This is a genomic window from Halomonas sp. LBP4 (genome assembly GCF_003202205.1).
In the GTDB taxonomy this organism is placed as follows: Bacteria; Pseudomonadota; Gammaproteobacteria; order Pseudomonadales; family Halomonadaceae; genus Halomonas; species Halomonas flagellata.
In genome coordinates, this window is sequence record NZ_PDOG01000005.1 from 90,716 (window position 1) to 104,995 (window position 14,280).

Consider the following 14,280-nt stretch of genomic DNA (forward strand, 5'->3'; position numbering starts at 1 on the left):
GACTGGAGATCTACCCATGACCGTTTCAGCCCCTTACCAGGAGTTCCCCGTTGCCACCACGTTTGGCCTCGAAGTTCCGGCCAAGGTGATGGCGCTCGGCTTTGCCGATGCCAGCAACCCGCATATCCCCGCCAAGAGCGACGGTTATGCGTTCCGCCGAGTGTTCCTCCGGGAGCTCTTGGCCTTTCTGCGAGACCCGTCCGGTGACGCGCTGTATGTCACTGGTCCGACGGGCTCAGGCAAGACCTCCGGGATCTGCGAGGTGGCCGCCAGGCTCAACTGGCCGGTCCAGCAGGTGACCTGCCACGGCCGGATGGAAGTGACCGACCTCATTGGTCATCACACCCTGATGTCCCGTGTCCCCGGAGAGACGCCTGTCATGACCTTCCAGCACGGCCCCCTCGCGGTGGCCATGCGTGAAGGACACATCCTCCTCCTGAACGAGGTGGACATGATGGACCCCGGCGAGTTGTCCGGCCTCAACGACGTGCTGGAAGGGCGGCCCCTGGTCATCCCCCAGAACGCCGGCGAGGTCATCAAGCCCCATCCGATGTTCCGGGTGGTGGTGACCGGCAACTCGGTCGGCAATGGTGACGCCACTGGGCTTTACCAGGGCATCGCCATGCAGAACCTGGCTGCCATGGACCGCTACCGCATCGTGGAAGTGGACTATGCCAAGCCGGAGGTAGAAGCCAAGATCCTCGCCGCTGTGGCGGGGAGGCTGCCCGAGAACCTTCGTGATCGCATGATCAGCGTTGCCAATGAAATCCGTCGCCTGTTCAAGGGCGAGGAGGGCATGGGTGGCGAGATCGCTATCACGATGTCGACTCGGACACTGGTTCGCTGGGCCAAGCTCTCGATCCGGTTCCACAAGGCGGTCAACCCCCAAGGGGAGCGCAACGCGCTGGCCTATGCCCTTGATCAAGCCCTGCTGCGCCGGGCCCGCCCTGAGGAGAAGGAGGCCATCGTTCGCATCGCGAGCGATACCTTCGGCGACCAATGGGTGGACGGCGATCAGGGGGACGATTAAGGCCCTGGCCTGCCCCCGGTACACGCTGGGCACTTCGGTGCTCGGCGTGGCCTTCCACCCAGGCTTCCGGCCTGAACGTGTGTCCCGGAAGTGCTGGGTGTCTCACGACCCCTGGCACCGAGACCATTCTTCCCATCTCATCACCGCCGCGATCCAAGTGGGCAGGTGGTAAACGCAGATGACGTGAGGTTGATATGAGTGACGTTGCACAGGAAATGAATGCCCAGCCGGGCATGGCAGAGTGGAGCTGGCTGCTGCATCCCCCCAAGGATCAGTCCGTCATCCCGCTCAGGAAGGGGTTCATTCGCGGTGTGTTCGTTGACGCAGCCAAGCGGCTGGGCTTCAAACACGTCCAGGATGCCCCTGACGTTGAGAACAACGATGCTGACGGGTATCTCCCCAACGTCCTGATGGACACCGGGTCGGCCCGCATCGTTGTCGATCGCAAGATGCAGGATAACGAAGTGAACCCCGACACCCTTGAGGGTGGTGGATCGTTCACGGCAGCAGCCGGCCACAGGCCGCTCCTGGTGCTGTTGTTCCTGCAGAAGCGGTGGCGTGAGGAGTTCAACACCAGCGAGGGCGATACGATCGAGATCTGCGATGCGCAGCTTGATCTGTTCAACCTCACCAACTGGGAATCCCTCCAGCCGTTCATCGAGGCGTATCAGTTCGATGCACCGACCATGCGTGAGGATGCCGTGGCCCTGGGCCTTGTGGCTCCCATGCTGGATTACGATGCCATCGGCTGTGCCGAGATGGATGCCTACTTCTAACCAACGGCTTCGGTCGTGACCTGCTAGCCGCTACCACCCGGTAGCGGCTTCCCCCAGGGGACACCACGCCCCTCGGGGCATGGTGTCTCCGCTCTCTGCATGAGGAGACTGCCATGAGCAATGCAACTGTCCACCAGCATCCCGCCGCTCAGAACGAGAAGCGCAAGCTGCTGACCCGTTTCGCCGAGCGATTCGAGATCGAAGAGAAGGTCCTGCTGGACACGCTGAAGACCACCGTCTTCAAGCAGCGTGATGGCTCAGCCCCGACCAACGAGCAGATGGTGATGCTCATGATCGTGGCCGACCAGTACCAGCTGAACCCCTTCACGAAGGAAATCTACGCCTTCCCTGACCAGCAGAACGGCATCGTGCCGGTGGTTGGGGTCGACGGTTGGGCACGCATCATCAACAACCACCCCCAGTACGCGGGGATGGAGTTCGTCTATTCCGACGAGATGGTGAAGATGCCCGGCGCCAAGGTAGATGGCCACGTGTGGATCGAGTGCGTGATGTACCGAAAGGACATCGACCGCCCGATCCGGGTCCGCGAATACCTCGACGAGGTGTACCGCGAACCCTTCGTGAAGAATGGCTACACCAAGATCGGGCCGTGGCAGACGCACATCAAGCGGTTCCATCGCCACAAGGCGATGATCCAGTGCTCTCGCCTGGCCTTTGGCTTCACGGGGATCTACGACAACGACGAGGCAGAGCGCATCGTCGGCGGCGAGGTCGACGTGACCCAACAGGGTAGTCATAGCTTCCAGCGCCCCCAGGGCAGCGAGCAGGACGAGGCCCCGCTTCGTGAGCTCACTGATCCAGAGAAGGCGGCGATCGAGCCCATGCTCCAGAAGGCCATCCAGCGTTCCCAACAGCTGAACAACTGGACGCCGGCAGAGCAGTGGGTCCGGGAGAGCTTCCCGAGTGCCGAGCAGAAGGCGTATGCCCTGTCTCGCCTCGAGCAAGCCAAGGCCGCCACGCAGGCGGACCAACCTCCCCAGGAACCCCAGGACGCCACGGCGCCGCAGGGTTCTGCCACACCGGAACAGCAAGCGGCACCTGCTGAACCGGCCAAGCACCACGCCCCTGGTCACGATGAGTTTCCTCGCCCCGAGGATCGCTTCGATGATGAGGATGGCGTTGGTTTCTGACCCCGCCCCGGGTGGAGCTCCCGCCTGACGGCGGGGCTCTGCCCTCTGATCCAGAGAGGAGGGCTACATGAAGATCGTCGATCTGATCCAAGGCGATGATGCCTGGTTGGCATGGCGCAAAGGCGGCATCACCGCCACTGACGCGGCCATCCTGCTGGACCGCTCGCCCTACAAGACGCGCTGGCGCTTGTGGGCCGAAAAGTCCGGCTTCGCCCGGGAAGTCGATCTCAGCCTCAATCCTCTGGTTCGCCGGGGGAGAGAGAACGAGGCGCTTGCCCGCAAGGCGTACGAGGAGCATGCCGACGACATCGTGTTCCCGGTCTGTGTCGAGTCATCCGTGCACCCTCTGATGAGGGCCTCACTGGACGGCTTGAACTCAGCCAACGAGCCGGTGGAGTTGAAGTGCCCCAGCGATAAGGTGTGGGCCGAAGTGATGGCCGACGGCCGGCAGAGCCGAGCGTTCAAGCTCTACTACTGCCAGGTCCAGCACCAGATGTTGGTGACAGGGGCCAAGCGTGGCTGGCTGGTGTTCTGGCATCAGCAGCATGGCCTTGAGGTCTTCGAGATCAAGCTGAACGAGCTGCTGCTCAGGAAGCTGATCCAGGCTGCCGCCGAGTTCTGGCGGCAGGTGCTCGACCACAAGGAGCCACCCAAGGACCCGGAGCGCGACCTGTTCATCCCCGAGGGGGACGTGGCGAAGGAGTGGATCTACGCCGCGGAGCAGTATCGCTCTTATCAGACGGAGCTGGATGAGCTCGAGGCACGCATCAAGGTGCTCAAGGGCCATCAGGCACCGCATCTGGACCGTCTCAAGGACTTGATGGGGGAATACTTCTACGCCGACTACGCCGGCGTGATGGTGACCCGCTACAAGGCCAAGGGACGTATCAACTACTCCCGGCTGCTCAACGAGCAAGCCGGCAACCTCCAGGAGGGTGATGTAGAGCAGTACCGGAGCCCGCCGTCAGAGCGCTACCGTGTCACCGTCACGGAGTCGCTGGCGCCACGCAACATCGTCGATGAAGAGGCGCTCGCGCCACTTGACGAGGCAATAGAAGACGTGGACTCTTGTTTCTGGTAACTTCAAGGAAGGGGCGAGCAATGCTCGCCTTTTTCCAGAACCGCTTCGCCGCTGAGGCGATTCTGGAAAAAGGTTTCCTCTCCTCTGGAGAGCGAAAAACGTGGTAGCGCTGGCCACGTTCAACTAAACAATCAGCAATATCCCTTCCATGACCTAGCCCATCGGGTGCCACCACCCGACAGGGCAGGTGCATCTGGTGGGCTTCTTTCGTTAAGGAGCACCACCATGATCTCTCCCTCTACTACCACTACCGCGTCTCAGATCCAGCATCTGGACCAGGTGTGCGTGATCCATGCCGACTTCGATATCTGGAGCGGCCAAACCCGTCTTGATCCGAAGGACCTGAAGTTGGGTGTCGGGGGTGAAATTCCTCCGGAGAAGCTGGCGCTGTTGGGTAGCAAGAAGATCTGCGACCCCGCTCGCCTCAAGGGCTTCTCTCGTCTCAAGACCAAGGCTCGCCGCGTGCTGGCGCACTATGGCCTGCCTTTCATGAGCGGATGGGCGGTACCGGCCGAGAGGCTGGATACCATCATGAAGCAGCTCGACCAGATCAAGGACGAGTTCGAGAAGGTCCGCCAGACCTTCCTGACGCAGTACGACACCGCCGTTGAGGCGTGGATTGCCGACAACCCGGGCTACGAGGACATCATCCGCGCAGGCGCGATGCCCCGTAGCGTGGTGGAGAAGCGGATCGGGTTCGATTACGCGGTCTATCACATCCGGCCCGCCGGCGCTGCCTCCGAGCAACAGCTCGGCCGGCAGGTGGAAAGCCTTGGCAATGATCTCTTCTCGGAGATCGTCAAGGAGGCCAATACCTTCTACGAAGAGAAGCTTCGCGGTGCGTCAGAATTGTTGACCTCCACGCGGCCGACCCTTCAGAAGCTGTACGACAAGGTGGATGGTCTGTCCTTCCTCAACGCAGCGTTCGACCCGCTTGCCCGTCTGCTGAACGAGACGATCAAGGGGTACGCGACGTATGCCTCTGGAGGACGCATCCTGGCGCCCTACCTGTACCAGGTGGTGGCGGCAGTGTTGATCTGCTGTGACCGGCAAAAGATCGAGGGCTATGCCAACGGCACCGTCCAGGTGCAGGACATGGCGCCCGATCCCAGCAGCCTCGCTGCAGACCAGGCTCCGGCCCCGTCTGCTGCCGATGTTGCACCGGCCCCCACAGCTACCGAGCCGACCCCCGAACCGTCTGTCCCCGACGTTGCTGGCGCTGATGCTCAGCCTCAGTCGCCGGACCAGCCGGCACAGGGTTCAAGCCCGGTGGAAGCACCGCAACAGGCGGAGTCGCCAAGCTCGCATCGCGACAGCGATGAGAAGGAGGTGGCGTCCGAGGCTCCCGCCCAGGAGGCAGAGCCAACCATGCCTGTGACGGAAGCCGAGCCGGCGCTGGATGCCTCACCCGAGGCGCTCCAGGCGTCGATGGATCGCTTCTTCGCTGATTTCGAGACCGACCAATCCCCTGCGCCCGACGCAGAGGAGGAAGCGGTCGAGAGCAGCGCAGTCGCGCTCCCCACGCCGGCCCCGGCGCCTGTCCAGCCAACTGCACCGGCCATGCCGATGCAGGCGGCTCCCGCTCCTGAACCGGTCCCGGTCCCGGAGCTGGATGATGACGACGACTGGGCCTGGTAAGGCCCGTTCACGCGCCACCTTCGGGTGGCGCAGTCATCACCTTTCTTGCCACCCAGGCGGGGCGCCGTTCCCGCCTGGGGACGTGGCCTCGCACGCCTTGGAGACGTGCCATGCGCTACGTGCACTACTACACCCAGAAGGCCTCTGTTCCCGAGGAGCAGTGGGCCGCCTTCAAGAGCAAGCTGAAACTCGCCTTCAACAACCTCCCGGACAGCTCGACTAGTGCCGGAGGGATGTACAAGGACCGGCCGTTGGTCCTGTGCTCCGGCACGGGGCAGCAGGGGGTCCAGGAGGCAGACAAGCTGTTCGTCACCGGGCAGGGGGATGACTTCGAGGGTGAGGCCGTCTGGATCAACGGGTCCCGGCTGCTGGACCTCGATGCGGAAACCTTCATCCTGCCCAACGTGCTCGACCCCAATAACCAGGAGTGGATGCACTGCAATACCGAGTGCAAGCCCTACGACTGGTTCGTGGTCACGGCACTGATCCTCATCCACCACGAAGCCCCGGGTTGTTTCGAGATCTCCTCGGACGGCCGCAGGGAGCACTGGGAACCGGTCATTCGCTGGCTGGCCCCGGTCGTGGGACATGTGCTGTCGCTGCCGTCGGCAGTGGATGGAGTCGGGAATCGGTACTATCCCGACGACCAGCGCTTTTCCGATAGGTTCGGAGACGCCCTGGATGAAGAGATGGAGCCGAAGCCCCGGCCGGTTGCCGATCCGTTCGAGAACCGGTTGGTCGGACTCCCGAGCTTCTATTTCTAAACCCTTGAGGGGCACCACACCCCTCCGGGGGGTGGCCTGTCCCGCCTTTGATGCAGGAGCACCACCATGAAACCCATGAAGCGACGTACCATCGAGAATGCCCTTCCCATCGTGGCTGCCGCCTACGGGCGCAAGTTCGGTGTGAAGGTCAAGATCGGTCAGGACATGGCGTACACCGATGGCAAGAGCATCGTGGTACCCAACATTCCTGAAGACTGGCCCCACAAGGATGCCCTGTGGGGTTACCTGGCGCATGAGGCGGCCCACATCCGGTTCACCGACTTCTCGGTGGACATGGGCATGGGAACGCTGAAGCACCTGCTCAACATCGTCGAGGATGCCCGGATCGAGCGCGAGATGATCGCGATCTATCCCGGTACCGCCCGTTCCTTGAACGAGGTGGCGCGGTACATGGCTGCGGCTGGCCATTACCAGATCCCCAACGATGACTCCCCGGCGGCCTCCATCCTGGAGGGTTTCTGTCTCTACCACCTGCAATGCCGGGTGGTGGGGCAGGACGCCATCTCGGACATCCTCGAGGCCACCCGCGTGGTGTTCGAGAGGAAGTTCCCGAGGGGGGTGCAAGTACGGCTCCATGCGCTTCTGCGCAAGGTGCCGGCCCTGAGCAACACGGCTGAGGCGATGCACCTGGCCCGTGAAATCCTGAAGATGATTCAGGAGGAAGCGGAGAAGGAGCGGGAGCAACAGCAGCAGGGCGATCAAGGTGATTCGCAGCAGGCGCAGCAACAGGCCGGCGGCGGTGATCCTGATGACAGCGCTTCCCAGGGCTCTGGGTCACCCGGTCAGGATGATCAGGGTGATCAGGATGGCGGCGACGACAGCCAGAAGGCCGGCGGTAATGGCCAGCAGGGTGACGACGCCGATGATCAGGATGGTCAGGCTGGGAAGGGCGGTGACGATGCCTCTCAGGGTGACGACGCTTCGCAACAGCGAGGTGCTGGCGCCAATGAGGGGGATGGAGATGATGCGAACGGCCAGCAGGCCTCTGGCGATGACCAGGGGCAGGACGGTCAAGCGGACGCCTCGAAAGGGGATGATGCGAGTTCGCAGCCGGCAGGCAGCCGCGGCGCCGGGGCAAAGGATGCCCCATCTGGCGACGATGCTGCTCAGGTCCTGCAGCAGGTGCTTGCGGCAGGAGACGGCGACCACATCGGCGATGCCCATCAGTCGCTCCGTGAGGAGCTGGATGGTGTCGCACGACGTGAGGGTGATGCGAGCTACCGCACCGTGCGCGAAGCGACCGACATCGTCTCTCGAGACGCTGCCGGGAATGCGATGCGCGATGAGGTGAAGCGCACCACCAGTCGTATCCGCACTCAGCTGCAGGGGATGGTGCAGGCCAGCCAACGGGTGGCCCGGCGCACCGTTCGCCACGGCAAGCGGGTCGATGCCAGTCGTCTTCATCGCCTGCAGTCCGGCGATACCCGAGTGTTCCAGCGCAACACGACCAAGCGGCGTCCGAACACCGCGGTCCACCTCCTGGTGGATGCCAGCGGATCGATGAACCGTCAGGCCGACTGTGGCGATCGCATGTACCAGGTGGCCAGCAAGGCGGCCATGGCGATCGGCATGGCGTTGGAGGCGATCAACGGGGTCAACCCGGCAGTCACCTACTTCGGGGGCGACGGACACCAGCCGGTGTTCAGCGCAGTACGGCATGGTGAGAGGGTGGCGCCCAACGCGGGCAAGTTCACCTTCGCGCCGACGGGTACCACGCCCATGGCAGAAGCGCTCTGGTACTCCGCCTTCGAGCTGGTTCAGACGAAGGAGGAGCGCAAGATGCTGATCATCGTGACGGATGGCGACCCGGATGAGCCGGAAGCCACCCAGGCGGTGATCGATCTTTGCACCGCTAGCGGCGTTGAGGTCATCGGGATTGGCGTCGTGTCCGGTGCCATCGCGAGGTTCGTCTCGAACCACGTGGTGATCGACCAGGTCGAGGATCTGCAGAAGACCCTGTTCCGGCTGATGGAGCAGACCCTGACGGCAGAATTGGCTGCCTGATGGGTGTTCCGCCCGAGTGGCGATCAGGCTGTTCCCCGCGCAAGCGGGGGGCAGCCTCTCTTTTCTCGCGCCCTTGGAGGGCACGTCGGCAGCGTGTCATCGGGTCGACGACGAGCTAGAGTCATGATGTCTTGGGTTGCCATTGCCGGTTGTCGAGAGCCGGCAACGGCAACCCTGGATTCTCTCTCCTCTGGAGAGCGATCAGTGGAAGCGCTGGCCACTGTCAAAACAATCAGCATTTTTCCCAACCCACTGCGGGCGCCAGCTGGCGCTTGAGCAGTTCCCCAGCCTGGCGGGCACCTTCCCGTCAGGGAGGGCGTGCGCCTGGCCACGACCAAGGAGCACACCCATGTCTGCATTCACCCCCGCACCGATACTCGTCCATGGCGCACTGACGCCGTTCCCGATCATGTGCCTGACCGTCGGCGCGGCAACGCTGCTGGAGGTCGTCGATCAGTACGATGTGCTGGATAACCTCTTCGGACCCTCGGAAGGCCTGGTGGTCGATTTCGTGGCGTCAGGCGAAGACGAGGCCAGCGAGCTGGCAGAACTCGTCGGCTATCCCGGCGCCCCGAGCGATCTTCAAGGCCACTGGCTGGTGCTGGAATGCGCCATGCCACGCTGCGAGACCGAGCTCGAGACCCTGGCCTACGCCAGTGCCATCGCGCCCTTCGCCTCATTCGAGAGCAACGGGCGCGTGACGGACCCTCGGCAAGCCATTGAGCTTTTCGAGACTGGCATCAAGGGGCTGCGCACTCGGGTCAAGGCCGAGATGCTCTCAGGAGCCATCGGTGAGGCTGAGCGTACCTATGCGGTCATGCAGCAAGTTCTGGGCCTGGCCGAGGATGCGCTGAAGGCCGAAAGCCGTGACGGCAGCCACTGTGCGCAGCACGGATCGCTGTCGGAGCGTCTCGAGGCGTTCCTGGTGGAGCGCCACAGCAAGGCAGCGTGATCGCTGCTTGACCCTCGGAGGGCCCTACCCTCCGGGGTAGGACCCTCCGCACACATACGAAGGAGAGTCCCATGACCAAGCAAGACTATGTCCCCCGCCCGCAGCTGTGCGAGGCCGTGGCGCTAGGCATCCCTGCCGATCGCCTCGAGGCCCTCCAAGTGCACTTCGAGGTTTATACCTCCAGTGACACCCGGGAGATAATCCTCGACATGAGCGCGATCGGTGAAGAGCAGATGCCCGAGCTGGAAGAGGCCCTGGGCTTCGATGCTTCCGTCCTCGGGTCGGGTCTGGTGAATCTGTGGGCTGAGTCCCCGCAGCCGCTCCAGTCCTACGCGGTGCTCTACCGTGACCCCGAGCAGTCCGTGCTCGACCCGCCCACGATGTTCCGCTGCCAAGCGGAGGATTGCGACCATGCGGAAGAGCAGTGCCTGTTTGCGAACCTTGAGGCTGATGTGATCTGGATCGTCCATGTCAATGACGACGAGATGGATGACGTCGAGGTGATCGAACGCGCACTCAAGATGTACTACACAGCCGATATCTAAGGAGGCCTTGATGTCGCTGCTAACCAATGAGCACCTTGCCCTGGAGAGGGTGAAGCGCATGGGGGTGGACTCGGCCCGAGCACGTCTCGACCGGCTCTGCGCAGATGCAGAGGCCCGCATGCAGCAGGCCCTGGAGAACGAGCACCCCGGTGCTGTGCCGAGCGGATATACCCTGCTGAACTACATGAGCGATGCCGAGCTGGTGCTCCGGCATGAGCTCGTCCTCGGGCTGAATCTCCACATTGATGAACAGTTGGAAGCCAAGTACCGAGTCACCGCCCGCCTGATGGCGCGGCGCCAGCAACGCCAGAGCCTACGGTCCCGCCGTCAGGCCTGAACGTTCCAGCACACGACACGTGTGCTCCACCCACCCTGTCGGGGGCCTTCCCCGTCAGGGAGTGGCCTCCGCGCAGGTAACGGAGAGGAGGCCGGGCATGGCGACTGATCCGATGTTGGGCAAGCTGGTACCCGCCTGTGGCGGTGCCGAACAGCCTTTCACAGTGAAAGGTCGGCGTTGGCTCTACTGCTGGCACCCTAGCTCGGGGCGTCACGCCTACCTGGATGTCGATAATGATCGTGTGGTCTGGAACCGGAGCTTCCATCCGGTGACGGCACCACATCTTGAGTTCGAGGAGGAGGTCATGCCGCCCCCTCGACCTGCACCACGGGTCGAGCCTGAGCCTGACCCGTTCTACTGGTAGCCCGCCGGGCTGCTGGATAACCCCCACGGGGCCACGCGCCCCTGGGGGAGCTGTGGCCCTTCTTCATGAAAGGAGGCTGCCATGGCTGCCAAGCGTCGTATTCGCGTGCTACGCGAGGAGGTCCAGCTTTCCCTGGACCTGAGTGCCCCGGCACCCGATGAGCGGTCATCACCGCCATCGGCCCGGGTCGTCCCGTTCCCCACACCAGTGGCGGTACCCGAAGAGCCGGCAACGCCGAAAGAGCCCGAGGCTCGTCAGGCTGCGCCACTCGTCGAGGAGAAGCCGTTCTGGTCGGAGCAGGACATTCGAGAGCTCCGTGAAGGGCTGCTGCACCACACCCTGCATCAGTTGGGTGACCCCCGCGTGACCGAAGCCACCAAGGCTGAGATCAGGCAGTGGGTGGCGTCAGACGAAGTCGGACCTTTCTCCTTCGCCGTCTGCGCCGGTGCCTGTGGCTATGACCACGAGGACCTTCGCGAGCGTCTCCACGGTCTGCTGGATCTTATCCAGTCGTGATGCGAAAGTAGCCAGGAGGGGGCATTGCCCCCTCCCGGTTTTCCCCGCTGCCTCTGGCTGTTCCGCATGCGGAACAGGGGTGCCGAGGAAAGCCGAGATTCACTCTCCTCTGGAGAGCGATCAGTGGAAGCGCTGGCCACTGCATAAACAATCAGCATTTTTCCCACCCTCACCGGGGTACTGCCCCGGACAGGGGCGTGCCTCGTCTCAATGGAGACGCGTATGTATTCCCGCACGACCCCTCACTCGATGCAGCAGCTGGTGCTTTGCCCAGCGCAGCCTGCACCGCACGTCCTGCGCATCACCTTCGCCGAGAACGACGAGCTGTGGTGCTACGAGATCCTGCGAACCCCGCCCTCGGGGCTCAGCAGCCATCGGCTCACCGAGTGGATCGATGATCTGACCTACGCCCTCAATGCACGGCACCGCGTCGCATTGGCCAGGGAAGCCAGCGCCAAGCTCTATCAGTCGGTAGAGGAGCGCCAGGTACACGCTGCATGGCTACATGCCCATGCCGACGCCCTGACCCGCGAGGCCAAGCTGGCTCGCACCCTGGCTACTCGCCTGGGTGCGGCATGCGAGGCGGCGTAACGGCTGCTCGCCGACTCTGAGCAGCTCTTTCTGTCACACCTCTATCGGAGCCGCGTCCCCGATACCGGGGCCGGCTCCTGTCTTCACGAAAGGAGCACGATGATGAAATCCAGCCAGAACTCTCTCGCACAGCGGGTAATGGGCACTGGTGGGTATGCGGTGACGCCTGACCTTGCCGAGGCACTGAATGGGGCTCGGCAAAGCGTCGCCTGTTTCATGGAGAGCAGCGATGAGACGCGTCTCGACAACTACCTTGGGGCTCGTATGGCCGTCAGCAAGCTGGTCTTCAGCTCGCGTGCCGTGCAGCTTCTCGAAGGTGTGGAGATGCCAGTGCCGAATGACCTTGTGTCCTGGGGTGGTCCTGATCCGTCCTCGACATGGCATCAGGTACAGAGCTGGTGCAGCGGGCGTCTCCTTGATTTCGCCGGGGTAACCTACCCCGATTGGCGAATTGCACTGTCCGCTCCCGATGGCCTGAAGCGGTTGACGGGGCTGATGGCGCTGATCGATGAGCTGCCGGAGGAGATGTTGGACCTCAAGCAGTTCGACGGTGACTGCAGCGGTTTCGAGACTCTTCGCAAGGCGATGCGTCGAGAGGCCGTGTCACTGGTGGCAAGTAAGCAGCACCTAGTGCACATCCTGGAGCTCTGGGATGCCGCGGTGACCGCTCTTCCGGGTGACGACGCCATCGCGGCGTAACCCTCACAACGTTTGTTCCCCACGGGGGCTGTCTTGGCCCCTCGGGGTCATGCGGCCCTCGCTACCCAAGGAGAATCGCATGAACCATCAAACGCCTCACCGTGTTGTCGTGACCGTGACCGAGACCCGCACCTATGAGCGTGTCCTCGAGATCTCCGACGAACAGTACAACGCCCTGTGCGTTCGTGACACCGATGATCAGCTGATGGAGCTGATGGATGGGATTCAGCCGCAATGCTGCATCTCGGACACCTCCATCAACCTGGTCTCTCCCCTGTGTCCGTTGACGCCGGTCGATGATTCGCCGGTCGAGGCGACACTGACCTTGCTGATGGAAGGTGGGGTCATCCAGAACATGTCGGCGGATAAGCCGCTGCGCGTCCTGGTGGCCGATCTCGATCTGGACGAGGACAGCCTCGCCGAATACCGCGAACCCGCCGACGGGACAGTGGTCATCGGTGATGCCCTTGTCACCGATCACCGCCCCCAGGTAACTCGGGAGGCGGTGAGCAGTGAAGTGCTGGCCTACCGTGTCGCCATGAAGCATGGCGGTGCGGTGGTCGATGCCCTGGAGAAGCTTGGCCTTTCGGAAACCGAGCTCGCTCGGGAGCTGGAGGCCTCCGCCGCTCGAGGCGCCTTGCACAACTGGCAGGGAATGGACCTGCAGAAGCCCACCGTGCGCCAGCTGCTGGTGGACGAGCTTCTGCAGGTGGCCATGTCACTACCGGTCCAGGAAGGTTTGGGCTGGAAGGACGTGTGGCGTGAACTGGAGCAGGCCAACCGCGCCTCCGCGGCGGCGTAGCCCCAGGAGCTGGACCTTGCATCATCATTCAACCCGACAGGGGGACGCTCTCCCTGTCGGGGGGAGGTCTCCCGTGCACCGCAATGGAGACCCACCATGACGATGTCATCACGCAACACCAAGCCTCAGCAGGCTGATCATCCCCACTACGCCTGGCTGCGTGAGCAGCTCGACGAAGCACAGCGGGACGGGGATCAAGGCCTGATTCTGCTGCTCTCCGATGGGCTCGAGTTTGCCCAGGCATGCAATGCCGCCTGGCACCGCATCCTCGAGGCCGCCCAGGGCAACCTGGTCGGCATGGAGGTCGTCGACAAGACGCTGTCTCGTTACGCCGCCATCCTGCAGGACGCCTCGGAGCCGGGTCGGTTCCGAGCGCAGTTCTTCGATGCCAATGGCTTCAGTGGCCATGCCACCTACAACACGCCGGAAGATGTCCTCGAGCGCCTCGTCCAAGACGGGTATCGGGAGCCGGCAGTAGGGGCCATGAATACGCTGAGCCAGACGCGAGAATGGTCCCTGGGAACCCTCATGGCCCATCTCATTGCCAAGGTGAACGCCGGCAAGCTGACCTACCGCGAGATGCAGGACGAAATGCACGCGGCAGACGCCAGGCTCACTTGACCCAACAGGGGCTCCTCCGCCGGCCGGCGGGGGGCTCCTGCCTATCATGGAGAGTCCCATGCCTTACATGACGAACGTACCGCCGCAACCTGCCGTAGAGGATCACTCCTACGGGCTCTACGAGGTGACCCTCCCGGGGTTCGATGGCGGCACCGATGAGACCGATGACCTCGTGCTCTGGATGGTGCTGTCCGACGAAGAGGCGGCGGCCATCAAGCGGATGTGCTGCTGGGCGCCCAACGCCTTCGGCAAGATGCCGGGCATCGAGCTCGACGCCGCTGGCATTGATTTCGATACCCGCAAGCCTGGGCAATTGGACGCCCTGAAGGCACGGCTGTCACCGGCGCGACTCGAGCGTGACCGGCTGGCGCGGGCAGAGTGACGCCTG

16 protein-coding genes are annotated in these 14,280 nt (G+C 63.2%); all 16 read left to right on the forward strand.

Annotated elements, in window-relative coordinates; genetic code table 11:
* Nucleotides 1-16: 16 nt before the first annotated feature.
* The 16 genes from CR157_RS16780 (at nucleotide 17) to CR157_RS16860 (ending at nucleotide 14,274) form a co-directional block, all read left to right on the forward strand.
* Entirely contained in the window at nucleotides 17-1,030 is a 1,014-nt protein-coding gene (locus tag CR157_RS16780) for an AAA family ATPase (protein WP_219999966.1), read from the forward strand.
* A gap of 194 nt (nucleotides 1,031-1,224) precedes the next feature.
* Nucleotides 1,225-1,806 carry a hypothetical protein gene (locus tag CR157_RS16785; RefSeq protein ID WP_110284688.1) on the forward strand — a complete coding sequence of 194 codons (582 nt, stop codon included), beginning with the start codon at nucleotides 1,225-1,227 and terminating at the stop codon, nucleotides 1,804-1,806.
* A gap of 113 nt (nucleotides 1,807-1,919) precedes the next feature.
* Nucleotides 1,920-2,957, forward strand: coding sequence for a phage recombination protein Bet (gene bet / locus CR157_RS23230; RefSeq protein WP_110284689.1), 1,038 nt, complete (start codon nucleotides 1,920-1,922; stop codon nucleotides 2,955-2,957).
* Nucleotides 2,958-3,024: 67 nt separating this feature from the next.
* Nucleotides 3,025-4,038, forward strand: a complete 1,014-nt coding sequence (locus tag CR157_RS16795) for a YqaJ viral recombinase family nuclease (RefSeq protein ID WP_110284690.1) — start codon at nucleotides 3,025-3,027, stop codon at nucleotides 4,036-4,038.
* A 225-nt stretch (nucleotides 4,039-4,263) separates the two neighbouring features.
* Nucleotides 4,264-5,676, forward strand: a complete 1,413-nt coding sequence (locus tag CR157_RS16800; protein WP_110284691.1) for a DUF3150 domain-containing protein — start codon at nucleotides 4,264-4,266, stop codon at nucleotides 5,674-5,676.
* A gap of 110 nt (nucleotides 5,677-5,786) precedes the next feature.
* Nucleotides 5,787-6,440, forward strand: a complete 654-nt coding sequence (locus CR157_RS16805; protein ID WP_110284692.1) for a hypothetical protein — start codon at nucleotides 5,787-5,789, stop codon at nucleotides 6,438-6,440.
* A 66-nt stretch (nucleotides 6,441-6,506) separates the two neighbouring features.
* Entirely contained in the window at nucleotides 6,507-8,465 is a 1,959-nt protein-coding gene (locus CR157_RS16810; protein ID WP_258364212.1) for a VWA domain-containing protein, read from the forward strand.
* A 349-nt stretch (nucleotides 8,466-8,814) separates the two neighbouring features.
* Nucleotides 8,815-9,417, forward strand: coding sequence for a hypothetical protein (locus CR157_RS16815; protein ID WP_110284693.1), 603 nt, complete (start codon nucleotides 8,815-8,817; stop codon nucleotides 9,415-9,417).
* Nucleotides 9,418-9,488: 71 nt separating this feature from the next.
* Entirely contained in the window at nucleotides 9,489-9,962 is a 474-nt protein-coding gene (locus tag CR157_RS16820; protein ID WP_110284694.1) for a hypothetical protein, read from the forward strand.
* Nucleotides 9,963-9,972: 10 nt separating this feature from the next.
* Nucleotides 9,973-10,299, forward strand: a complete 327-nt coding sequence (locus CR157_RS16825; RefSeq protein ID WP_110284695.1) for a hypothetical protein — start codon at nucleotides 9,973-9,975, stop codon at nucleotides 10,297-10,299.
* 445 nt (nucleotides 10,300-10,744) lie between these two features.
* Complete coding sequence (locus CR157_RS16835; protein ID WP_110284697.1) at nucleotides 10,745-11,179, forward strand: hypothetical protein; 435 nt, start codon at nucleotides 10,745-10,747, stop codon at nucleotides 11,177-11,179.
* Nucleotides 11,180-11,401: 222 nt separating this feature from the next.
* Nucleotides 11,402-11,770: a hypothetical protein gene (locus tag CR157_RS16840; RefSeq protein ID WP_110284698.1), complete on the forward strand. Its 369-nt coding sequence runs from the start codon at nucleotides 11,402-11,404 to the stop codon at nucleotides 11,768-11,770.
* 102 nt (nucleotides 11,771-11,872) lie between these two features.
* Nucleotides 11,873-12,469 (forward strand): hypothetical protein, encoded by a 597-nt coding sequence (locus CR157_RS16845; protein WP_110284699.1) that lies wholly within the window; start codon nucleotides 11,873-11,875, stop codon nucleotides 12,467-12,469.
* 79 nt (nucleotides 12,470-12,548) lie between these two features.
* On the forward strand, nucleotides 12,549-13,271 hold the full coding sequence (locus CR157_RS16850; RefSeq protein WP_110284700.1) for a hypothetical protein: 723 nt from the start codon (nucleotides 12,549-12,551) through the stop codon (nucleotides 13,269-13,271).
* 96 nt (nucleotides 13,272-13,367) lie between these two features.
* The gene (locus CR157_RS16855; protein ID WP_110284701.1) at nucleotides 13,368-13,892 is read left to right on the forward strand and encodes a hypothetical protein; all 525 of its coding nucleotides are present in this window, start codon (nucleotides 13,368-13,370) and stop codon (nucleotides 13,890-13,892) included.
* Between the two features lie 58 nt (nucleotides 13,893-13,950).
* Entirely contained in the window at nucleotides 13,951-14,274 is a 324-nt protein-coding gene (locus CR157_RS16860; protein ID WP_110284702.1) for a hypothetical protein, read from the forward strand.
* Nucleotides 14,275-14,280: the final 6 nt, after the last annotated feature.